Here is a 21,202-nt window from a genome sequence, read left to right as displayed (position 1 = left end):
CACCTTCCGGCTCGCGACGCAGAAAGATTGGCCGCCACGGACTGCAGCCAAACTCAACGTTCAGTCTACCGTGTCGGCGTGTCGCGGGGAAAATTGCGGGCTTGATGGTGGGGTTTGCGGTGCGCAGTCGAAATCGACTGTGCAGATAATGCACGCTTTAACGGCGTGTCGCGTGCGTGTTTTGCACAGTCGAAATTGGGCACAGTCGAATGGGGCGCGGGGGAAATGGAGGGGTGGGGATTAATTACGACGGCGATGGGCCGGGTTGGTAGCCGCAGGTCGCCAAAATTTCGCGCGCGTGAGTGACATCCTGGCGCATCTGGAAAATCAAATTCTCAATCCCGGTGAACGCGACCATGCCGCGCAACCGTTCCACGAACTCCACCACCACGTGCTTGCCGTACAGGTCAAAGTCCTCGACCGCTTCTTCGGGTCGGTCAATGACGTGCGCCTCGACCTGTCGCGGCACCCCCTCGAAGGTGGGGTTGGAGCCCACCGAAATCGCGGCCGGCCATCGGGTGCCATCCTCTTCAATGAGCCAACCGGCGTACACCCCATCTGCCGGGATCAGCCCGGTGGACTCCGGCGCCAAGTTCGCGGTGGGGAAACCCAGTTCGCGACCGCGCGCGGCACCGTGCACCACTTGTCCGCGCATCCGGTGCGGACGCCCCAGAATGCGTTGCGCCGTGCGCACATCCCCCGCCTCGAGCGCCTCGCGAATCCAGGTGGAGGAGTTGCGGCGCTCCTCGCCGAATTCGGCGACCTCGATGACATCAAAACCGTATGTGGCGCCCAGTTCCTTCATGGTGGAAATGTCGCCGCTATTGTCCTTGCCCCAGCGGACATCATGCCCTACCACCACACAGCATGCGCGCAAAACGTCGACGAACACGCTTTTCACAAACTCTTCGGCGCTTTGCCCGGCAAGCTCCAGCGTGTAGTTCATGACCAAGGTCGCGTCAAAGCCCAGACCCCGCAGCGCCTCGACCTTATCCTCGGTACCCATGATCAGCCCGGGTGCCGCGTCGGGTCGGTGCACCACCGCCGGATGCGGATCGAAAGTCACCACAACGGACTTGACTCCCCGGGATTCGGCTTGCGCTCTAATGGTGTCCAGCACTTGCATGTGGCCCAAATGGACCCCGTCAAAGTTGCCAATGGTCACCACACTGGGGCCGAAGTCGGGGGGAACGTCGGCCAGCGAACGAAACACCTGCAATTACTCTCCTTGAACCAGGGTGCGCTTCATGCCTTCGGTTTTCACGATCCACTGGTACCAGACCAGGATCGCCGGAGGCGCGGCGAGCTCGATCACCATTAGCACCACCAGCAGCAGATGCGGCGCGCCAGAAACCGTGATCGAGTACACCTGGGCCAGTCCGCCGACAAAGACGGCGGCGCAGACAAACCAGAGCATATTCGCCCACTCAAACTTGATCGCAATCGCGACGAAGGCGGCACCGACAGCGGCGAACTGTGCAGCCAAGAATCGGTAATTGGATTCCAGGCTGGCGTTCTCCCCGATATTTTGGGTGTCGGGCAGGGAACGGGTCCCCAAGACAACTTCATACAACCCGATCAAGACAATGACAACACCGACCGCGAGCACCGCGAAACGGAAAGGACTCCACTCATTCTTGTCCAGCTCCGACTTTGGCTCCTCGATGGTCTTCTTGTCACTGTCCGCCTCATCCGCCGGCGCGCTCTCGGGAATGGCGCTATCGGTGGAAAACGGTGTGGACGCCGAGACATCGAACTTCTTCGGGGCGCCCTCTTCGGGTGTGCTCATGGTGTTGCTTCCCTCTCTCTGGGGCAAAATGGTGCGTTTAGCTCATGTTCTCACGATTAGCGTCTGCGCGATTGCGATACAACCACCACAGTCCCACTAGCGGAAGCACGAGTGGCACAAAGCCGTAACCGCGCCCAAAGTAGGACCACACCGAATCATGCGCAAACGCCGCCGGATCCAAGATGCTGAAGAGTCCAATAACAATGACGCCCAGTAATTCCACCCCGATCGCGGACAGCGAGATGAAGAACCAGGTCCGCCCGCGCTTGGCGAGCGAAATCGTGGCAATAATGTAGACCACTGCCGCGAACGCAGAGAGCGAATAGGCGATGGGAGCTTCGGAGAATTTGGTGCCGATTTGATAGCCGGCGCGTGCGGTGGCTGCTGCCGCGAATATGCCGTAAATAGCGACCAATAACCTGCCAAACCCGGACGCCCGCCCCGTTCTCTCCGCTGTGGAAGGGGATGCGGCAGATACCTGCGGTTCCGGGGACGTACTCACAAAAAACTCCTGCGACTGTGCTCTAAGCGGTGGGCGCGTACCAGATCTGGTTCATGCGGGCGACCATCACAATCACGGTCAAGCCCACCGCGCCAAGGACAAGGTTACTCCACCGGGTGCGTTCAATCAGCGACCAGTACACCGCCCCAATGGGCAGGACCATCGCCGTCACCATGTAACCCCAGAATTCGATGGGGTCCCCCTTTGGCGAATTTCCGGCAAAGAGCCCGACAATGGACCCGACGGTATACACAATCAAGCACAGTTCCACTGCCGCGACCGAGAGGATCGTCACATCATTGGGCCCGAGCTTACGAATCGCCGCGCCAATGCAGAGAATCGAGGAAATTAGGCCTACCGCGAGGGTGATCCAAAAATATGCGTCCACTATGCTCCGTCATCTTCTGCAAATACCGTGACCGGTTTGATCTTCCCCGAAGAATGCGATCCGAGCAACGCCACCAGGGCACCGTCGGGGCCGAGCGCCGCGACCGGCGCATCCGCATAGTCGAGGGCGTCCGCGTCGAGAAACTGGCCGTGACGCACGCGCGCCACGTCCCCTTCATCGAGCTCGCGCACCGCGAATAACAGCCGCGCGGCTTCCGCCATCGACATGATGGGCAAATCACCCGCAGCCGCGCGTTCGGCCAACGCGGCCATGGGTAGCGCCTGATCCACCGAAAACGGGCCCACCGTGTGACGGCGAAGCGCTCTCAGATGCCCTCCGGTGCCCAAGTCTGCGCCGAGATCTCGGGCCAAAGCCCGAATGTAGGTGCCAGATGATACGGTCACATCCACGTCGACATCCCAGACCTCGACAGGCCCGCCGGCCCCGGAATCAACCGTCGTCACGCGATGAGAAAGGACCTCGAATGCATCCACCGTAACCGGACGGGACTTGAGCTTGACCTCTTCCCCGCCGCGGACCTTCGCGTAGGCGCGCTTCCCGTCGACCTTGATCGCGCTGACGCTGGAGGGCACCTGCATGATGTCCCCGGTGAGGTTCGCGACCGAGGCGAGCAACGCCGTCGTGCTTAATCCTGCGCTACCGGGCTGGGAGGTGAACTCGCCTTCCGCGTCATCGGTGAGGGTGGTTTGGCCGAGGCGGATGGTGGCCGTGTAGCGCTTGCGCGCGCCGACTATGTGCGTGAGCAGGCGCGTTGCGCCCTGAAGCCCGACGACGAGTACCCCAGTAGCCATCGGATCGAGCGTTCCCGCGTGGCCGACTTTGCGCGTGCCGGCGAGCCCTCGCATCTTGGCGACAACGTCGTGACTGGTCCAGCCCGGGTCTTTGTCAATGAGCAGCAGGCCGCTGGGAGTGCGCTTATCCTTCACCGACGCCCCCTTGGGAGTCTTTGCCCGCGCCGGTAACGATGTTCAGGTTGGAGCCCAAGGTCGTGGCGACGAGTTCGTGAAGTTCCGCGTGCTCGTCAAGGTTTTCCAGGATGCGCGTTGTCACCAGCGCGTTAATGAGCAGACCCGTGGCGATGAACTCCTTCGCCGTCTCGGCATCAAATCTTGCGTTGGTGCGCAGCACACAATAGATTTCGGCCAGTCCGGCGCGGCAAGTGGCGGCAATGTCCGGGTCATCACCAAGCATGAGCGCCCAGGTCAGGAACCTGCCATACGCCGTTTCCTGAGCCATACTCACATACGGGCGACCCACCTGATGCCGATCCGCTCCCGCGGGCAACGGACGGGTAAAAGTCCCGGTGATTTCGTTCAGTGTCTTCTCCAGAGCGGCGAGGAAGAGCTTCTTCTTAGACCCGAAGGTGCGCACCACGTAAGGCTGGGACACCCCCGCCTTGGACGCAATCTCCTCCGTGGTCCCGCGCGCATAACCGTAGTGCGCGAAAACCTCGACGGCCGCGTCAATGAGTTGTTCGCGCCGAGCTTCGGCGCTCATGCGGGAGGGGATGGGTGCGCTCCTTGGCGTTGTGGGGGCGTTGGCAGCTTTACTCGGACTCGGTCTCCTGGCGCTTCTCCTTGTACGGGTTCTCTTCTCCGGCGTAATGTGCGCCTTCGGACTGCGCGGCCAGTTCGGCGTCGCGAGCCTTGGCATCGCGAATCAGGCTCTCCAGGTGTTCGGCGTTGACCGGAACCTCATCTGGGACGAATTCCAGGGTCGGCGTCAGGCGGATGTTCAGGTTCTTTCCGACCTCGGTGCGCAGAAAACCCTTAGCCTTCTCCAGGCCCTTCGCGGCTTCGGCCTTGGCCTCGTCATCTCCCCAGACGGTGTAGTAGACGGTCGCGTGCTGCAAATCATTGGTGACTCGGGCATCGGTGACGGTGAGGTTTTCCACCCGCGGGTCCTTGATGCGGCGTTCAATCGTCTCAGCGACCAGCACCTTGACTCGTTGGGCAAGGCGCGCGGCTCGTGCTGGATCTGCCATAAGTTTCTCCCTTTCTCGCGTTTGACATCCCCGTACCGCATTTTCATCCCCCTATGCGGGGATGTCGATGCGGTACGGGGATGTGAAACGAGTTTAGACGCGAGGCTTCTCTCGCATCTCGAAGGTTTCGATGACGTCGCCTTCCTTGATGTCGTTGAAGGAACCGAGCCCGATACCGCACTCGTAGCCTTCGCGAACCTCGGTGGCGTCTTCCTTGAAGCGGCGGAGCGAATCGATGGTGAGGTTGTCCCCCACCACGGCGCCGTCGCGGACCAGGCGAGCCTTGGAGTTGCGGCGAATCGTCCCGGAGCGCACCAAGGAACCGGCAATGTTGCCGAACTTGGAGGAGCGGAACACTTCGCGGACCTCGGCGGTACCGAGTTGAACTTCCTCGTACTCCGGCTTGAGCATGCCCTTGAGCGCGTTCTCGATGTCATCGATCGCGGCGTAAATGACCGAGTAGAAGCGCATGTCCACGCCCTCGTTTTCGGCCAGTTCTGCCACGCGCTCTGCCGGGCGCACGTTGAAGCCAATGATGATCGCGTTGTCCACGGTCGCCAGGTTGACGTCATTCTGCGTGATCGCGCCGACACCGCGGTGGATGACACGCAACTGGACCTCGTCGCCAACATCGACCTTGAGCAGTGCATCTTCCAGGGCTTCCACGGCACCGGAAACGTCACCCTTGAGGATCAGGTTCAGCGTATCGATCTTGCCCTCGGCAACGGCCTGATCGAAGTCTTCCAAGGTGATGCGCTTGCGGCGCTTCGCCAAGGCGGCGTTACGATCGGCGGCCTCACGCTTTTCGGCGATCTGGCGTGCGGTGCGCTCATCGGTGGTGACCAAGAATGAGTCGCCGGCGCGCGGAACGGTGGAAAGCCCGAGCACCTGGACCGGACGCGAAGGAGTCGCCGCTTCAACGGCTTCGCCATTCTCGTCAAAGAGCGCACGAACGCGCCCATGTGCGGTACCGGCGACGATCGTGTCTCCGACCTTCAGGGTTCCAGATTCCACCAGTACGGTGGCAACCGAGCCGCGGCCCTTATCCAAGTTCGCTTCAATGGCAATGCCGCGAGCGTCCTTGTTTGGGTTGGCGCGCAAGTCCAGCGCGGCGTCCGCGGTCAGCAAGACCGCCTCGAGGAGTTCGTCAATGTGCAGGTTCTCGCGAGCCGACACGTTCACGAACATGGTGTCTCCACCGTAGTCTTCGGGAACCAGACCGTATTCGGTGAGCTGGCCCTTGACCTTGTCCGGGTTCGCGCCTTCCTTATCGATCTTGTTGACTGCCACCACGATCGGCACATTGGCCGCTTGCGCGTGGTTGAGAGCTTCCACGGTCTGCGGCATGACGCCGTCATCGGCAGCGACCACGAGCACCGCAATGTCGGTCACCTTGGCGCCGCGGGCACGCATGGCGGTAAACGCCTCGTGACCCGGGGTGTCGATAAAGGTGATGGCGCGGTCGGTGCCTTCATGCTCGGCGTGCACCTGGTACGCACCGATGTGCTGGGTAATGCCGCCGTGTTCGCCGGCAACGACATCGGAATTGCGGATCGCGTCTAGCAAGCGGGTCTTACCGTGGTCAACGTGGCCCATGACCGTCACCACTGGCGGACGCGGTTGCAGGTCCTCGTCGCTTTCGGCTTCCAGTTCATCTTCCAAGTTGATGTCAAAGGATTCGAGCAGTTCGCGCTCTTCATCCTCGGGAGACACCACCTGCACCTTGAAGCCCAGTTCCTCAGCGAGAACCTGGAAGGTCTCCTCGTCCAAGGACTGGGTTGCGGTCGCCATTTCGCCCAAGTGGAAGAGCACCGTCACCAGCGAGGCCGGGTTCGCATCAATCTTTTCGGCGAAGTCGGTGATCGAGGCGCCGCGACGCAAACGGATAATGGTGTTGCCATCGCCCTTGGGTACGGTCACACCGCCCAGGCTCGGAGCGGTCATTTGCTCCATTTCCTGGCGCTTTGCCCGCTTCGACTTGCGCTGCTTGGACCGGCTACTGCCCTTACCGAAGGCGCCGGCAGTTCCGCCGCGACCGCGGCTTCCCTTGCCAAAACCGCCACCGGCAGGAGCACCACCGGGACCGCCCGGGCCGCCCTGTCCGGGACGGGGACGAGCGCCACCGCCCTGACGAGCACCGGGAGCGCCGGCGCCTTGACGGTTGTCGGGACGGGTACTGGGCATCATTCCCGGAGTCGGGCGGTTGCCGCCGCCGGGACGCTGGCCTTGACCCGGACGCGGCGCGCCGGTACGGCCTTGGCCGCCCTGGCCCTGTCCTGGGCGCGGGGCACTCGGACGCGGACCACCGGAGCCACCCGGACGCGGCATACCCTGCGACGTGGCGAACGGGTTGTTACCCGGACGCGGACCACCGGAGCCACCGGGACGCGGCGATCCTTGACGCGGCATACCTTGAGAGGACGCAAACGGGTTGTTACCCGGACGCGGACCACCGGATCCGCCGGAACCGCCGGGACGCGGCACCGCGTTACCTGGAGTTGCTGTAGCTCCCGAAGACGCGGCGGGCTTCGCTCCCGGCTTGGCCGCCGGGGCAGAAGCTGAGGGCGCCGGGGCGCTCTCCGCGGCCGCATCCGACGTTTCTGGCTTTGCCGCAGGGGCTGGCTTCGCGCCCGGCTTGGGCGCGGAGGAACCCGCCTGAGTAGCCGACGCAGAAGGTGAGGGGCTCGCTTGAGGCGAGGTCTCGCCGTCGTTCTTCTGCGAAGGTGTGGAAGTAGATTTCTTGGCGCTGGCGTTTTCTGCCTTTGGCGCGTCTTCCTTGGGCTTGGCGTCGGGGAACGCATCGCGGAGCTTGCGCACCACGGGCGCCTCGATCGTCGAGGACGCGGAGCGCACAAACTCGCCCAGCTCTTGCAATTTCGCGAGAGCTTCCTTGGAAGTTACACCGAGCTCGCGCGCGAGCTCATGAACGCGGACCTTTGCCACATTTCTCCTCATCTCGGCCCGCGCCGAGGTGAGGCACGAACCGTCTAGTTCTTGAGTTTGCCCATCACGCGGAGGAATTCAGCGCGGGGGCCGGGTGCGAAACTGTGCACAGTTTTCATAGCTGGGCACTCATTGGGCACTCATCGGGTGTTCATCTTTCTGACCCGCTTTCGTTGACTGGTTGACGGTTGTTTTCCGGGAACTTCTGCTCGAGTTCGGCGAAGAGTTCCTCGGTGTCGACTGCGCGCCGGGCGGACCGGGCAACAGCTTTGGAACGTTTGGCGTGGCGGATGCATTCCGAATCCGGATGAATCCAGGCGCCGCGTCCCGGGTGGCGGCGGCCCGCATCGAGCGTGGCTTGAGGGGTGCTGCCAGGGTGTTCAGCGTGAATCGCGACGCGTAGCAGTTCGCCTTGAGGAGCCTTTTTACGGCAACCAATGCATGTCCGGAGCGGTACCTGCATTGAGGGCGTGTCCTTGCCTGTCTTGCGTAATTCAGCTTGCCTCGTGAGCGCACGGCGACGGGAGTGACCCGAGCAGTGAACTTTTCCAGTCTACCCGTGGCGTGCGTCGCGGCAAAGTTGCGCGGGTTGGTGGCTGGCGCCGGGGTCAGCGTGGGGGTCGCCGTGGGCGGGCGGTGCAGTTTGCAGGCCTAAATTAACTTTGCAGGCGCATATATGGGCCTGCAAAGGGAAAATGGGCCTTAAAACTGGTCCAGGCTCGGCGCGCCGGCACCGCCAGCAGCCCCGCCTGCAGCGCCGGCTCCGCCAGCGGCCCCGCCGGAACCGGCACCCGCGTCCGACACAATATCGATCCGCCACCCGGTGAGCTTCGCGGCCAGCCGGGCGTTCTGCCCTTCCTTACCGATCGCGAGCGAAAGCTGGAAGTCCGGCACCACCACGCGCGCGGCTCGCCCGGCCTCATCAAGAATTGTCACCGAGGACACCCGGGACGGCGAGAGCGCGCTGGCAATGAACTCCGCCGGGTTGTCCGAGTAGTCGACAATGTCGATTTTCTCCCCGCCAAGCTCGCTCATGACGGCCCGCACACGCGCACCCATCTCGCCAATGCACGCGCCCTTGGCGTTGATTCCGGGCACGTTCGCCTTGACTGCGATTTTGGTGCGGTGCCCCGCCTCGCGGGCCAGTGCCACAATCTCCACTGACTTATTCGCGATCTCCGGAACTTCCAGTTCAAAGAGTTTGCGCACCAGCCCCGGGTGAGAGCGGGAAAGCGTGATCGACGGACCCTTAATGCCGCGGTGCACATCCACCACGTAGGCGCGCACACGCGAACCGTGCGGGTAGGTTTCACCAGGCACCTGCTCGGGCGGCGGGATGACGCCTTCAATGGTGCCCAAATTGACCTGCACCATGTTGGGGTTGTTGCCCTGCTGAATCAGCCCGGACACCAACTCGCCCTCCTTGCCGCGGAACTCGCCCAAGATGGCCTCGTCCTCGGCATCGCGCAGTCGCTGCAAAATGACTTGGCGCGCGGTGGACGCGGCAATGCGCCCAAAGCCGGATGGCGTGTCATCAAACTCGCCGATTTTATTGCCCTCTTCATCGACCTCGGCGGCCCAAATCGTCACGTGCCCGCTCTTGCGGTCCAGCTCGGCCCGCGCGTCTTGAATCGCGCCGGGCGTCTTGTGATAAGCCACCACAAGCGCCTGTTCGATGGTGGGCACCAGCAAGTCGAGGGAAATCTCGCGCTCGCTTTCCAGCATGCGCAATGCGCTCATATCAATATCCATTTAGGCCTCCTCACCGGCGGCCGACTGGCTGAAGTCAACTTCTACGGTGGCGCGCTTGATGTCACTGTACTTAATGCGTACCGGATCCCCCGTTTTGGGCTTCGTGCCCTTTTTCCGCGGCAGGTCCGGCACCAGCACCACGGCGTCCTCGCCGACTTCTTGCAAGCGACCCACAACCACCTCGCTGTGGTGCAGCTTGACCTTAATAATGCGTCCCAGGTTCCGTTTCCATTGGCGCGGTTCGGTCAACGGCCGGTTGAGACCGGGCGAGGAAACGTCGAGGGTATATGGGCGAGCGTCGGTCTGATCGTCAATGGCATCGCCAAGCCGATGGGACAGTTCCGCAATCGCGTCCAAACTGACGCCGCCGGTTTGATCCTCCGGCAAATCCACCACAACGTGGACTGTCCGCTCCGTGCCGGCCACGGAAATATTCACGTCTTCCAGGTACAACTGTGCATTCTCGACAATGGGAGCGATGATCGTTCTCAGGCGTGTGGTCTCGGCGTCGTCGTAAGCCTTGTCCCCTGGGTGAGCCGCCATGGTGCCTCCCTCGTATTGTGCTTTTGCTCTTTATAGCCTAGCGACATTTTCAGGCTTGCGTGGCATCGCTTGAGGGCGCAGGGGGCCAAATCATGAAAAGATCGAGTCCGTGAACACAGGCAAGCACGGTCCCGCTCGGGTGATAACGAGTTTTGGCCGCGCGTGTCGGCGCCTGGCTTTGGGTGCGATTGTGCTGGGCCTGGTGCTGGCACTCGGCATCCAGGTGAACCCGTTAGACGATCCAGGCCCGCAGTTCACTCCGGCCCAACAAGCGCAACTTGATGCGTCCGGTGCCGCCCGAAAGGCGGCGCAAACGGCCGGTTCGCTGGGGCTTGAGCGGGTTGCCTCGCGGCTTGCCGAGCAGGCGGAGTTGCTTGCCCTTCCGGGGATGAAGAACGACGGCGGCGCCTCACCCTCACCGACCGCCTCACCGGATGGCGGGGGTACTTCGCCGGGGGTTTCGTCCACCCCCGCTTCCAGCAAACCGGAATCTCGCGAGAGTTCCACCCCTCCGACGCCCACCGCAAAAGTAGATTTGCCGGCGTTCTCGGAACAACTCATGTCCTTGGCCAAAGACAATGTGGCTCGCGCGCTTGACGCCCCGCGCGATACAGCCCGGCTGTTTGCCGCCATTGCCGCAAGTCAGGGAGCGCTAGCGCGGTCCATCAACCCGAAGATCACGCCGTTGTCGCTGCTCGCTTCCAGCGCGGCTCAGCCCACCGGGCCGGTGTGTTCGGAGAAGCTTGACGAGCCGACGCTGTCCCAACTCGTGAGTGCCGAGCACAAGGCCGCCTACGCCAACGTCTTGCTCCGAAACGAGTTGCCGGAGGCAAGCTGGGGCGAAACCGATGCCCGCATTCAGCGTCACCAAACCGCGGCCCGCGAACTTGGCGCCTATGCCAATGCCACCTGCCGTTTGGTTCCCGCCGTGGATGCCGCATATGAGGTGGGCGAAGGACGGGCCGCCAGCGTGCTTCAGACCGTGGAAAACCAACTGACGAGCCTGTATGCAAACGCGATCTCCCTCACCGATTCCACCGATCGTCGGCGCATGCTCCAGTCGTTTTTGACTCAGGCGAACGCCTCGCTTTCGCCCTCGAAGCCCGAAGACGTTCCCGCGGCTATCGGTCTCGATACCGATGACGCCTTAGCCACACCGACTCCCTCCGCATCAGAAACCACGGATGGTTCATGATGGACATTCCGCAGCCGCTCGTGGACCGCTATCGCGAAATCGGTTCCGGTCGAGCGTGGCTCAAAAAGTTGCCCCGGTTGATCGATGCCGCCTGCGAACGCTGGTCATTAGTGGTCGACACTGACGCGATGATAAGTTCTACCGGAGGCGAAGAGGATAAGACTCCGTGGACCGGGTATAGCGGCATTGCCATTCCGGTACTTACCGCCGAAAGCGACGCGGATCACCTGGCGGTGCTGAAAATTTCCTACCCCCACGATGGTCTTGCCGTTGACCATGAGGCGCTTCGACTCTGGGATACCCCCGGCGTGGTCAAGCTCCTCGATCTGGATAGCTCTCACCACGCCTTTTTGATGGAACGGCTCGATGGGCACCGCTCGCTTACCGACCTGCCCATGAGTGACGCCGTGGCCGTCTGGGGCGAGGTCTCACAAGCAGTCGCGATCGATACCCGCAGCATTGACTGGACATCGTCGGAGCTGGAGTTGCTGGATAAGATTCCACGCCAAGGCGACGTCGCGGCCGGGCTGTTGCGCGACATTTCCGAGCGCTGGGAGCGGTTGGAACACCCGCTGGAACCGTGGCTCTATCAGCATGCCGTGGATTTTCTCGGCGGCTGGTTGCGCGAGGGCGGTCGCAGCGATGCGTTAATCAATACCGATATGCATTTTGAAAACATTCTCGCCCGTCACGAAGGCGACCCGCTCGCGCCGGGGTGGGTCATGATCGATCCGCAAGTATTGATCGGCGAGCCGGAATTTTCCCTGGCTCCTCTCCTGTGGAACAGGATTGCCGAATATGAGAGCGCCGATCCCGTCGCGGATGTTCAGGCCCGTGCCGCGCGCTTTGCAGCTGCGGCGGGTTTCGACCTCGATTTGGCGCTTAAATGGTCGGTCGTGCGGAACCTGGATAACGCCCTCAAGGAAATCGATGAGTCGCAAACCCGCGCCGCCAATGCGCGCGGCTCCGGCTCGGATCAGTCGCGGCGAATGAGCCAGTGGGCCGAGCGCAGCGTCTGGGTGGCGGCCGCTTCGATGGGCCGGCTCCATCCCAGGCTCGGCGAGCACACGTCCTTCCCACCCCTCTAGCCTGGACGGGGGCTCAGGCGCCGGTCGCGATGTCCCAGCCGAGCTTAATAATGAGTGCAAACACCACCACGAGAAACACGATCCGAATAAACGCGTTCCCGCGCGCGATCGCCATCCGCGAGCCGATATAACCGCCCACCAAATTCCCGGCACCGAGGATAAGCCCCAGCACCCACAACACCGCACCGTTGGGAATGAATAGAATAAGCGCCCCGAGGTTGGTGGCGACGTTGATCATTTTCGCTTTGGCGCTGGATTCCAGGAACGAGTACCCCAGCACGCTCACCAGCGCAATGACCAGAAATGACCCGGTTCCCGGGCCAATGAGCCCATCGTAGAACCCGATCGCCAGACCGATGAGCACGGCTAAACCATAATGCTTTCGTCCGCGGTGCTTCAGCGCCGACACGGCCCCGATCGAGGGCCGGAAAGCGGTAAACAGCGCCACCGCGATCAGCGCCACCACGATGATCGGCTTGAACACGCTTTGCGGCAGATGTAGCGCGACGATCGCCCCGCCGAAACTCCCCAGCAGTGCCACACATGCCATGGGAATGGCGGTCGCCAAGTCCGGTGAGATACGCCGAAAGTAGGTGACCGCACTGGTGGAGGTACCAAAGATGGAGCCGAGCTTGTTGGTGGCGAGCGCCTGCACCGGCGTGATCCCGGGGACCAGCAGGAGCGCGGGCAACTGCAACAGTCCCCCGCCGCCAACCACGGCATCGATCCATCCCGCGGCCAGCCCGGCCACAAGGACCAGCAGTATCAGCCCGAGGCTCAGCTCAACCGCACCCACGGCGCCGAACTACCGCGCGATGCTGGAGCGAATTTCTGCGGCCGCATCAAGGAAGGGAACCTCGCGGGATTCGCCGCTCGCCCGGTCCTTGATTTCGATCTTGCCTTCTTGCAAGCCGCGACCCACCACCACGATCAGCGGAACGCCGATGAGCTCGGCGTCGCCGAATTTCACTCCCGGGGACACCTTGCGGCGGTCGTCAAAGAGCACCTCGAGTCCAGCGTCTTCCAGGTCGGTAGCCAACTCCGCGGCCGCGGTGAAGACTTCCTCATCCTTCCCGGTCGCGACAATGTGCACGTCGGCGGGGGCGACGGCAGCGGGCCAGATCAGGCCACGCTCGTCATTGTTCGCCTCGGCAATCGCGGCGAGCGTGCGCGTCACACCGAGACCGTAGGAGCCCATGGTGACGGTCACGAGCTTCCCGTTCTGATCCAGCACCTGCAGCCCCAGGGCATCCGCGTACTTGCGGCCGAGGTTAAAGACGTGCCCCAACTCGATACCGCGGTGCGTGGTGAGCGGGCCGGAACCGTCGGGGGCTTCGTCGCCGTCGCGCACCGAGGCGGCCTCAACCACCCCGTCCCAGGTGAAGTCCCGTCCGGCGACCAGGCCGAAGACGTGCTTGCCGTGCTCGTTCGCGCCGGTAATCCAGGTGGTTCCCGAGACAACGCGCGGGTCCACTAAATAGGGGATGCCAAGCTTCCCTTCGGCGCCCAGCACCGCGGCGTCCAAAGACAGCCCGGGCCCGATGTACCCCTTGACAAGTCCCGGGTTCTTCGCGAGATCCGCATCATTGGCGGCTTCCACCGCGGGCTCGCCGGCAACGCCGACCAAGGGCCCGATATTGGCTTCCAGCCGCTTCAGGTCCACGTCCCGATCCCCCGGCAACCCGACCACCACCAGGGACCGTTCGCCATCCGGGGAAACCACCGCAAGCACCACGTTCTTCAGCGTGTCTGCGGCGCTAAACTCACGTGCCAACTCGCCGAGTTCCTCGCCCAACCCGTTCGCAGCCGCGACCAGCGTCTCAATCGTGGGCGTATCGGGTGTGTCCAACACTCGCGCCGCAGGCGCGGCAGAAAAATCGCTCTCGTGAGGCGCGCGTGTGGTGACCGCCTCTACGTTAGCCGCGTAACCGCCGTCGGACATCACAAAGGTGTCCTCCCCGGCAGGCGAGGGGTGCAGGAACTCCTCCGAACGCGAACCGCCCATAGCCCCCGCAGTCGCGGCGACCGGCACCACCGGCAGGCCGAGGCGCTCGAAAATGCGCAGGTAGGCGGCGCGGTGCGCGTCATAGGCGGCGTCCAGGCCCTCGTCATCGACGCTGAACGAGTAAGAGTCCTTCATGATGAACTCGCGGCCGCGCAACAGCCCGGCGCGCGGACGGGCCTCGTCGCGGTACTTGGTCTGGATTTGGTAGAGCGAGAGCGGCAGGTCCTTGTAGGAGGTATACAGGTCCTTGACGAGGAGCGTGAACATCTCCTCGTGCGTGGGCGCCAGCAGATATTCGGCGTCTTTGCGGTCGGTCAGCGTGAAAATATTGTCGCCATATTCGCTCCAGCGGCCGGTCGCCTCATAGGGTTCGCGCGGCAATAGCGCGGGGAAATGCACCTCTTGGGCGCCGAACGCGTCCATTTCCTCACGCACGATATTCTCCACGCGCCCGAGCACCTTCAGCCCGAGCGGCAACCACGAATAAATACCCGGGGCGGCGCGGCGAATGTATCCGGCGCGCACGAGCAGCTTGTGGCTCGCGATTTCGGCATCGGCAGGGTCATCGCGCAGCGTGCGCACAAAGAGCGTGGAAAGTCGAAGCACCGGTGAGGGTTCCTATCTGGGCGTTCTAGCCGTTCTGGGCGGGCGAGTGTTCGTAACTAATCTAGTGCCTCGCGCGCGCGGGCGCTAAGCGGCCGCTACAGGAGGATGGTCGCGAAGGTGCCGATCTGCTCAAAGCCGAGCTTGCGGTACAGCCCGAGCGCGGGCGTGTTGTAGTGATTGACGTAGAGACTCACCGTATCCACCTGGCCCAGTGCATGAATGACGACGGCGGTGAGGCACCTTTGCGCGATACCGGCGCCTCGGTGCTGGGGTGCTACCCAGACGCCATTGATTTGGGCGACCTGTGCGGAGACATTGCCGAGTTCGGCCTTGAAAATGACGTCCTGGGTTTCGGGGTCTCTCAGGAGGTAGGAGTAGCCGCGGTCGATGCGATCGGCGATGCGTTCCTCGTAGCTGCGGCTGCCGTTGGCGACCGGCGAGTAGCCGACCTCCTCGGTGAACATGGCGACGGCGGCGGGGAAGAGCTGGGGCAGGTCCGCCCGTGTCGCTTGGCGGAGGTCCGGGTGGGGTGTGGTGTTTTTCGGTGGTGTGCTGGTGGCTAATAGGGGCTGGTTTTCCCGGATAGCGAAGGGCTCTTTGCTGCTCTGGTAGTGCTGCCACATGGCGAGCGCGCTGCGTTGCGGGCCGAAGATCGAGACCGGGCGGAAGTTGTTGCGGTTGGCGTAGCGGGCCCAGAGTTCGCCGGAATCTTGGGCGTCTAGCGGGACGGCGTTGGCGCCGAGCCAGCACACGTCGACAAGGTGTTGCCCGTGGAACCGGCCGATGATGCTGGGGCCGTGCGGGCTCGAGAAGAAGGTGGGGCGTTCGGCGAGGTGGCCCTGGATGAATACCCCGTTAATGGGGTGTTGATCCAGGAGCGCGTAGAGCTGGGGTTGGTCCTCGATGGTGAGGGCGCGGACGGTGGGCCCGCTCTCAGACTGCCCGCGCGCGCCGGAGCGTTCGGCGCTTTCGGTGAGCTTTCCCATCTTTGCCGTTGCGCTCGTTCTCTGGTGTCGCTAGCTGACCGTAACCATGGGCTTGCCGGGGGCGGCATCGCCGTCTTCGCCGGTGTCCATCGTCTCCGCCAATCGCATGGCCTCGTCGATGAGCGTTTCGACGATCTGATCCTCGGGTACGGTTTTGATGACCTCGCCCTTGACGAAGATTTGGCCCTTGCCGTTGCCGGAGGCGACGCCGAGATCTGCTTCGCGCGCTTCACCCGGTCCGTTCACGACGCAACCCATAACGGCCACGCGCAACGGAACTTCCATGCCTTCCAGTCCCGCGGTGACCTTATCGGCAAGCGTGTAGACGTCCACCTGCGCGCGGCCGCAGGACGGGCAAGAGACAATTTCCAGCTTGCGCGGCCGCAAATTCAGGCTCTGCAGGATCTGGTTGCCGACCTTGATTTCCTCGACCGGCGGGGCGGAGAGGGACACCCGGATCGTGTCACCAATGCCCTGGGAGAGAAGCGCGCCGAATGCGGTGGCTGACTTGATGGTGCCCTGGAATGCGGGGCCAGCTTCGGTGACGCCCAAGTGCAGCGGCCAGTCGCCGCGCTCGGCAAGCAGTTCATAGGCGCGGACCATCACGACCGGGTCATTGTGCTTGACCGAGATTTTGAAGTCGTGGAAATCGTGCTCTTCAAAGAGCGAGGCTTCCCAGACGGCAGACTCTACGAGCGCCTCGGGAGTGGCCTTGCCGTATTTGGCCAGCAAACGCGGGTCAAGCGAGCCGGCGTTCACACCGATGCGGATGGAGACTCCGGCGTCGGATGCGGCTTGCGCGATCTCCTTGACCTGATCGTCAAATTTGCGGATGTTGCCCGGGTTGACGCGGACTGCCGCGCAACCGGCGTCAATCGCCGCAAAAACATACTTGGGTTGGAAGTGAATGTCCGCGATGACCGGGATCTGGCTCTTCTTGGCAATGATCGGAAGAGCGGCCGCGTCATCGGCGCTGGGGCAGGCCACGCGCACAATGTCGCAACCGGATGCGGTCAATTCCGCGATCTGTTGCAGGGTGGCGTTGATATCGGTGGTCGGTGTGGTGGTCATCGACTGCACCGAAATGGGGAAATCGCTGCCGACTCCCACCGAGCCGACCTTAATCTGACGTGTCTTCCGACGGGGCGCCAATACGGGCGGCGGTGCTGCGGGCATTCCCAAGTTGACCGAGGTCAAGTCATCCTCCAAAGAGTTCGCACGCCCGCGCTCGACGGTCGTGCTGAGTCTGAGCTTCCATTATCCCCCGCAAACCTGGCAACGAAGCCAAGCTATCCAGGAGAGGGCGCTTGAAACGCCGCTAACCTGCAAACGCACCAATCGCCGGGGTCCATTCCTTGACGCTTACATCCGCGACGCAACCGGCCTTGGCGTACGGGTCTTCTGCCAGGAGCGCGCGCAACTCGTCTTCATCCGCTGTGACGAATATCAAGAGCGCGCCGGTGTTATCCGCATACTTTCCGGCAGACAAGACGGTGCCCGCATCTGCGAGGTCTTGGAGCCACGCGCGGTGCGTGGCGCGGACTTCGTCGCGGGTATCCAGCGTTTCGGGGGCATAGGCATAGGTCACCGCAAAAGTTTTCATGACCTCAGATTAGACGAGTTGCAGGGCAAAGATGCCAATCACGGCGATGAATGACGCCCAGAGGATTGAGGCGAGGGTCCCGACGATGAACCGTTCTGACTCCTTGGGAGAATTGACGAGTTCCGGGTACCGGCCCAGGGCTTTGATCGCGACGACATAGGCGATCGCGATGGGTTGACCTGCCAAGATACAGAGCACGACGGCCGCGCGCTCCAGGATGCCGATGATGCCTCCGGCACGCAGCGTGGTCTCGATCTCTTCTTGGTCGAGAGCCGCGTCGGCGTCTGATTTCTCGGGCGCAGCCGTTTTTTCTTGCCACGGGTCTGCCAACTCGGTGGTGTCAGCGGCAGGGTCGGGGCTGGCGGCTGGTTTTTGAGCGCGGGCGGCGTATTTCAAAAAGAAGCGGGTCACCGGCCACCCGAGACCAACCGCGATGACATAGGTCAGCACTAGGATGATTCCGCCGACGATCCACTGGATCCCCTGCCAATAGGGAAATTCAAAGTTCATGATGCTGAATCCTCCTGGTTAGCCGTCTCATCTGTCAGCCCCAGTAAGAAGCCTAGAGCGTCGCGAGCGTTTCGTGCCTCGTCAAACCCGGCGCGTTGGGCCGCGCTGCTCACTGCCTGGGCGCTCAAGCCGAACCGTTTGGCAACCGGCTGCCGCGCGCCGTCGTAATTCTCTAAGGCATCCACGTATTCCCAGTCCCGCGTGCCGCGCTCGGCGAGCAGGCGAACCCACAGGGCAAGCGCGCTTTCGGCGCGCCGGGCGCTCGTGGAGGCATCGCCGTCGGCCTCCAGCGCAAAACGGAGGGTGTTGCCTTTCTTCTTGGCGCGATCGACGGCGGCGCGGGCGCTGATGAGCGCCGGGCCGCTGCTCTCCCGGGCGTTTTTCGGAAGCGGCTGGTTGACGGGGCCGATGCCGATGCCGACGTACCAGTCCCCCAGACGTGTTGCTGTTTCGAGGGTGTCGAGGACGGCGGCCGGTTGGTCCAGGATGCCCTGGATTTCATCCCCCGCGGTGCGCTGGAATGCGCGGACCGTGGGAATGTTATTGAGGGCGTCGAGAAGCGCGGGGACTTTGTCGGTCGAGGTCCGGCTGCGCCGCTGGTCTATGGTCAAGACAAACATGTTTCAACCGTATTGCATTGATCACCACAAATCAACCCCTCCCCCTTGATCAAATTTAAGCGTCGTTCTCGGTTTTCAGCACCCTATACGGTGCTGAAAACCGAGAACGACGCTTAAATCTGCTGGGATAGCGGGGGGATGGTCCTACACAATTACCGGAAATCGCCCGAATTGACGAACTTATCCACAATGGAATAGCTATGGCGACTACAGGCAGCCGTGAAAGCCCACACTTGGCACATGACAAACCAAATACCTCACGTCTTTTCGGCCAGCTACAACCCGTTCAGCCCAGTCTCGTTTGACCGAGTTGCTCAAAAGACACGAACCGGATCCATCACCAAAATCCATCGCGGCAACTACGTATACACGGACGAAATAGTCGATGCCTCCCCCGCCGACAGCCATCTTCTCAAATTGAGAGCGCTGCAAAGGCGCGGGGTTCATGATGTGGTCGCGGTCGGCAAGTCCGCCGCCTTGTTGTGGGGTTCGTGGCTTCTGCGTCCTCCGACACGCGTCCTTATTCAGAGAACAAGCCAGGGCCAGCACAATGGGGATGGCTATGCCAGACGAACCATCCCACTTAAGTGCCCGGAGATCGTCGAGATAGATGGCGTTGCGCGCCTTGGTCGGCTCGACGCGGCGCTCTCGGTCATATCCACAACACAGTTCACCGAAGCGGTCATGACCACTGATTGGTTGCTTCGGGAAATGGAAATCAACGACGGCATTCCCCACGCCGAGACCCTCCGGTTGATCCGCGCAGGCATGCGACGCCTGGACTCCGGTGCGAAGATGGAGCGCGCGAATGACGCCCTTGCTTTCGGTTCCAGCCTTTCAATGTCGGCCGGGGAGTCTTTGGGGAGAGTCCAAATGTATGACGCGGGGCTCGACATCCCCGAACTACAGGTGCGCTTTGAGGACGGCCAAGGACTGATTGGCTACGCAGACTACTTTTGGCGCCTTGCCCGAGTCATCGGCGAGTTCGACGGCAAGATCAAATACGTGGACCCCGCTTTCCGTAACGGTCGAAGCGCCGACCAGGTCGTCTTTGACGAGAAGGTTCGCGAAGACCGATTGCGCGCGCTCGGGTTCACCGTGGTTCGCTGGACCTGGTCAGACCTGAAACAGCCGGGCGCCCTGGAACGCAAACTCCGCGCCGCCGGCGTCTCCTGACTCAATTTTCAGCGCCGTTAAAGGTTTTCAGCGCCGTATAGGACGCTGAAAACCTAGGGAGGCGCTTAAATTTGCTTTAGAAGAGGCGGACGGGCTTGACGATGTCGGCGTAGATCAACAGCGCGCCCATCGCGAGCATCAGCCCCGCGACCACATATGTCACCGGGAGCAGCTTCGTCATATCGAACGGCCCAGGGTCGCGCCGGCGGAACACCTTCGCGAAGAACCGCCGCACGCCCTCAAAGAGCGCCCCCGCGACGTGCCCGCCATCCAAGGGCAACAGCGGAATCAGATTGAACACGAACAGCGCCAAGTTCACCGAACCGATCAGCATCAGCACCGTCGCCACCCGGTTCTGGAACGGGATCTCCTCCATCGCCGAGATCTCACCGGACAACCGCCCCACACCCACCACGGACATTGGGCCATTCGGGTCACGGGCCTGATCGCTAAACGCGGCCACACCGATCTTGTAAATACGCTCCGGCAGGTTCACCACCACCCCGCCAATGCGCGCCAACTGGTCGCCAATGATCCCGGGAATCGCGGTCACCGGCTCGGTCATCATGACGGAAGTCGGCCCCACGCCGATGAACCCGACATCAGAGTATTGGTAATTTCCAGACGAGTCCCGCACCCCAATACCGTTCGCGTCCACATCCGGCCGGGTTTGCAACAGCGGTGTGATCTGGGCGCTCTGCCGCTGCCCGTCGCGAATGAACTCCATCGTGACCTGGCGCCCCGCGTTCTCCCGGATCGCCCCGGTCAACGATGCCCAGGTCGGCGTCTGGACACCGGCAAACGACACAATCTGATCGCCCGGCTTCAAACCGGCCTGGCTTGCCGGGGCCAGCGGATCGTTTGGCCCGCACGTCGCCGGCGCGGCGTCCTGCGCGGCGTCGGCCTTCACTTGCACCACGCACTCGTTGACCGATTGCACCGTGGTGGTCGGCTTGAGCGTCCCAAATGTCATGAGCACCCCGCCAATAATGAGCGTGCCCAAAAGCAGATTCATGAGCGGGCCGCCCATCATGATCACAATCCGCTTCCAAATCGGCAGCTTGTAAAACATCCGGTTCTCATCCCCGGGCTGCAACCGCTCCGCCTCGGCCTTGCGCGCGTCCGAGGCCAGCTGCTGAAACATCCCGGTGCTGGATTTGCGCACCACCGGCGCCGCGCCGGACCCGGCCGAATCGCCCACGGAACCCGCGGCAACCAAGGGGGCATCGCCGTCGTTCTTCTTCTGCTCCTCCGGCGGAAACATGCCGATCATCGAGATGTACCCGCCAAGCGGCAACGCCTTGACGCCGTACTCGGTCTCCCCGCGCTTGCGCGAAAAAATGGTGGGCCCAAACCCGATCATGTATTGCGTGACGCGGACCTTGAAGAGTTTCGCGGGCACCAAGTGGCCCACCTCGTGCAGCGCAATGGAGATGGCGATGCCGAGGGCGACGGCGAGAATGCCGCCAAGAAAAAGCACAACAGTCACAG

General features: G+C 62.5%; 23 protein-coding genes. 3 read left to right on the top strand and 20 right to left on the bottom strand.

From position 1 onward, the window contains the following. Positions 1 to 244: 244 nt before the first annotated feature. From O148_RS15650 to O148_RS0108255, 11 genes are all read right to left on the bottom strand, one after another. Positions 245 to 1,219, bottom strand: coding sequence for a bifunctional riboflavin kinase/FAD synthetase (locus O148_RS15650; RefSeq protein WP_035745539.1), 975 nt, complete (start codon positions 1,217 to 1,219; stop codon positions 245 to 247). Further along, a complete protein-coding gene (locus O148_RS15645; RefSeq protein WP_051620016.1) occupies positions 1,220 to 1,789 on the bottom strand; it encodes a DUF4345 domain-containing protein in 570 nt (189 codons plus the stop codon). Positions 1,790 to 1,826: 37 nt separating this feature from the next. Further along, positions 1,827 to 2,204, bottom strand: coding sequence for a hypothetical protein (locus O148_RS0108295; protein ID WP_420805777.1), 378 nt, complete (start codon positions 2,202 to 2,204; stop codon positions 1,827 to 1,829). Between the two features lie 109 nt (positions 2,205 to 2,313). Further along, on the bottom strand, positions 2,314 to 2,679 hold the full coding sequence (locus O148_RS0108290) for a hypothetical protein (protein WP_026530542.1): 366 nt from the start codon (positions 2,677 to 2,679) through the stop codon (positions 2,314 to 2,316). Beyond that, the gene (gene truB / locus O148_RS0108285) at positions 2,679 to 3,626 is read right to left on the bottom strand and encodes a tRNA pseudouridine(55) synthase TruB (protein ID WP_035745537.1); all 948 of its coding nucleotides are present in this window, start codon (positions 3,624 to 3,626) and stop codon (positions 2,679 to 2,681) included. Before truB ends, O148_RS0108290 begins: the two co-directional genes overlap by 1 nt. Next, a complete protein-coding gene (locus tag O148_RS0108280) occupies positions 3,616 to 4,197 on the bottom strand; it encodes a TetR/AcrR family transcriptional regulator (RefSeq protein WP_026530540.1) in 582 nt (193 codons plus the stop codon). Before O148_RS0108280 ends, truB begins: the two co-directional genes overlap by 11 nt. A 49-nt stretch (positions 4,198 to 4,246) precedes the next feature. Continuing rightward, entirely contained in the window at positions 4,247 to 4,684 is a 438-nt protein-coding gene (gene rbfA / locus O148_RS0108275; RefSeq protein WP_026530539.1) for a 30S ribosome-binding factor RbfA, read from the bottom strand. Positions 4,685 to 4,777: 93 nt separating this feature from the next. Next, a complete protein-coding gene (gene infB, locus O148_RS0108270) occupies positions 4,778 to 7,627 on the bottom strand; it encodes a translation initiation factor IF-2 (RefSeq protein WP_026530538.1) in 2,850 nt (949 codons plus the stop codon). Between the two features lie 151 nt (positions 7,628 to 7,778). Continuing rightward, positions 7,779 to 8,090 carry a YlxR family protein gene (locus tag O148_RS15640; protein ID WP_035745535.1) on the bottom strand — a complete coding sequence of 104 codons (312 nt, stop codon included), beginning with the start codon at positions 8,088 to 8,090 and terminating at the stop codon, positions 7,779 to 7,781. A 239-nt stretch (positions 8,091 to 8,329) separates the two neighbouring features. Beyond that, positions 8,330 to 9,379 carry a transcription termination factor NusA gene (gene nusA, locus O148_RS15635; protein WP_084157218.1) on the bottom strand — a complete coding sequence of 350 codons (1,050 nt, stop codon included), beginning with the start codon at positions 9,377 to 9,379 and terminating at the stop codon, positions 8,330 to 8,332. Further along, positions 9,380 to 9,922, bottom strand: a complete 543-nt coding sequence (locus O148_RS0108255) for a ribosome maturation factor RimP (RefSeq protein ID WP_026530537.1) — start codon at positions 9,920 to 9,922, stop codon at positions 9,380 to 9,382. Between the two features lie 109 nt (positions 9,923 to 10,031). Here O148_RS0108255 and O148_RS0108250 point away from each other — a divergent pair, with 109 nt between their 5' ends. Together O148_RS0108250 and O148_RS0108245 are read left to right on the top strand one after the other, a co-directional pair. Continuing rightward, on the top strand, positions 10,032 to 11,117 hold the full coding sequence (locus O148_RS0108250; protein WP_157374585.1) for a DUF4439 domain-containing protein: 1,086 nt from the start codon (positions 10,032 to 10,034) through the stop codon (positions 11,115 to 11,117). Beyond that, the gene (locus O148_RS0108245; RefSeq protein ID WP_026530535.1) at positions 11,114 to 12,205 is read left to right on the top strand and encodes an aminoglycoside phosphotransferase family protein; all 1,092 of its coding nucleotides are present in this window, start codon (positions 11,114 to 11,116) and stop codon (positions 12,203 to 12,205) included. Before O148_RS0108250 ends, O148_RS0108245 begins: the two co-directional genes overlap by 4 nt. 13 nt (positions 12,206 to 12,218) lie before the next feature. Here O148_RS0108245 and O148_RS0108240 read toward each other — a convergent pair whose 3' ends face one another. The 8 genes from O148_RS0108240 to O148_RS17775 all read right to left on the bottom strand — a co-directional run bounded on the left by O148_RS0108240 (position 12,219) and on the right by O148_RS17775 (position 19,273). Then, positions 12,219 to 13,001 carry a TSUP family transporter gene (locus O148_RS0108240; protein WP_026530534.1) on the bottom strand — a complete coding sequence of 261 codons (783 nt, stop codon included), beginning with the start codon at positions 12,999 to 13,001 and terminating at the stop codon, positions 12,219 to 12,221. A gap of 9 nt (positions 13,002 to 13,010) precedes the next feature. Next, on the bottom strand, positions 13,011 to 14,816 hold the full coding sequence (locus O148_RS0108235) for a proline--tRNA ligase (protein ID WP_026530533.1): 1,806 nt from the start codon (positions 14,814 to 14,816) through the stop codon (positions 13,011 to 13,013). Positions 14,817 to 14,911: 95 nt separating this feature from the next. Continuing rightward, entirely contained in the window at positions 14,912 to 15,802 is an 891-nt protein-coding gene (locus O148_RS0108230; RefSeq protein WP_051620015.1) for a GNAT family N-acetyltransferase, read from the bottom strand. Between the two features lie 30 nt (positions 15,803 to 15,832). Beyond that, positions 15,833 to 16,999, bottom strand: a complete 1,167-nt coding sequence (ispG, locus tag O148_RS0108225) for a flavodoxin-dependent (E)-4-hydroxy-3-methylbut-2-enyl-diphosphate synthase (protein WP_026530531.1) — start codon at positions 16,997 to 16,999, stop codon at positions 15,833 to 15,835. 121 nt (positions 17,000 to 17,120) lie between these two features. Further along, positions 17,121 to 17,405, bottom strand: a complete 285-nt coding sequence (locus tag O148_RS0108220; RefSeq protein ID WP_026530530.1) for a YciI family protein — start codon at positions 17,403 to 17,405, stop codon at positions 17,121 to 17,123. A gap of 9 nt (positions 17,406 to 17,414) precedes the next feature. Next, positions 17,415 to 17,915, bottom strand: coding sequence for a hypothetical protein (locus tag O148_RS0108215; protein WP_051620014.1), 501 nt, complete (start codon positions 17,913 to 17,915; stop codon positions 17,415 to 17,417). Then, positions 17,912 to 18,535: a hypothetical protein gene (locus tag O148_RS15630; RefSeq protein ID WP_051620013.1), complete on the bottom strand. Its 624-nt coding sequence runs from the start codon at positions 18,533 to 18,535 to the stop codon at positions 17,912 to 17,914. The genes O148_RS0108215 and O148_RS15630 overlap by 4 nt, the downstream gene beginning before the upstream one ends. A gap of 207 nt (positions 18,536 to 18,742) precedes the next feature. Next, the gene (locus O148_RS17775; RefSeq protein ID WP_157374584.1) at positions 18,743 to 19,273 is read right to left on the bottom strand and encodes a hypothetical protein; all 531 of its coding nucleotides are present in this window, start codon (positions 19,271 to 19,273) and stop codon (positions 18,743 to 18,745) included. On the opposite strand from O148_RS17775, the gene O148_RS17770 reads away from it, so the two are divergent. Then, a complete protein-coding gene (locus O148_RS17770) occupies positions 19,247 to 19,711 on the top strand; it encodes a hypothetical protein (protein WP_157374583.1) in 465 nt (154 codons plus the stop codon). The genes O148_RS17775 and O148_RS17770 overlap by 27 nt on opposite strands. A 76-nt stretch (positions 19,712 to 19,787) precedes the next feature. On the opposite strand, the gene O148_RS0108200 is transcribed toward O148_RS17770, so the two are convergent. Then, entirely contained in the window at positions 19,788 to 21,200 is a 1,413-nt protein-coding gene (locus O148_RS0108200) for a M50 family metallopeptidase (protein ID WP_026530527.1), read from the bottom strand. Positions 21,201 to 21,202 lie beyond the last annotated feature (2 nt).

The sequence above is a fragment of the Haematomicrobium sanguinis DSM 21259 genome (assembly GCF_000688395.1).
Lineage (GTDB): Bacteria > Actinomycetota > Actinomycetes > Actinomycetales > Micrococcaceae > Haematomicrobium > Haematomicrobium sanguinis.
This window is presented reverse-complemented; position numbering and strand designations above follow the sequence as displayed.

Bases quoted from the DNA above. Each gene is read 5' to 3' on its own strand.
- O148_RS15645 (WP_051620016.1), bottom strand. From the start codon at position 1,789: ATGAGCACACCCGAAGAGGGCGCCCCGAAGAAGTTCGATGTCTCGGCG.
- O148_RS0108280 (WP_026530540.1), bottom strand. From the start codon at position 4,197: ATGAGCGCCGAAGCTCGGCGCGAACAACTCATTGACGCGGCCGTCGAG.
- rbfA (WP_026530539.1), bottom strand. From the start codon at position 4,684: ATGGCAGATCCAGCACGAGCCGCGCGCCTTGCCCAACGAGTCAAGGTG.
- O148_RS15640 (WP_035745535.1), bottom strand. From the start codon at position 8,090: ATGCAGGTACCGCTCCGGACATGCATTGGTTGCCGTAAAAAGGCTCCT.
- nusA (WP_084157218.1), bottom strand. From the start codon at position 9,379: ATGGATATTGATATGAGCGCATTGCGCATGCTGGAAAGCGAGCGCGAG.
- O148_RS0108255 (WP_026530537.1), bottom strand. From the start codon at position 9,922: ATGGCGGCTCACCCAGGGGACAAGGCTTACGACGACGCCGAGACCACA.
- O148_RS0108245 (WP_026530535.1), top strand. From the start codon at position 11,114: ATGATGGACATTCCGCAGCCGCTCGTGGACCGCTATCGCGAAATCGGT.
- O148_RS0108230 (WP_051620015.1), bottom strand. From the start codon at position 15,802: ATGGGAAAGCTCACCGAAAGCGCCGAACGCTCCGGCGCGCGCGGGCAG.
- O148_RS0108220 (WP_026530530.1), bottom strand. From the start codon at position 17,405: ATGAAAACTTTTGCGGTGACCTATGCCTATGCCCCCGAAACGCTGGAT.
- O148_RS0108215 (WP_051620014.1), bottom strand. From the start codon at position 17,915: ATGAACTTTGAATTTCCCTATTGGCAGGGGATCCAGTGGATCGTCGGC.
- O148_RS15630 (WP_051620013.1), bottom strand. From the start codon at position 18,535: ATGTTTGTCTTGACCATAGACCAGCGGCGCAGCCGGACCTCGACCGAC.
- O148_RS17770 (WP_157374583.1), top strand. From the start codon at position 19,247: ATGGAAATCAACGACGGCATTCCCCACGCCGAGACCCTCCGGTTGATC.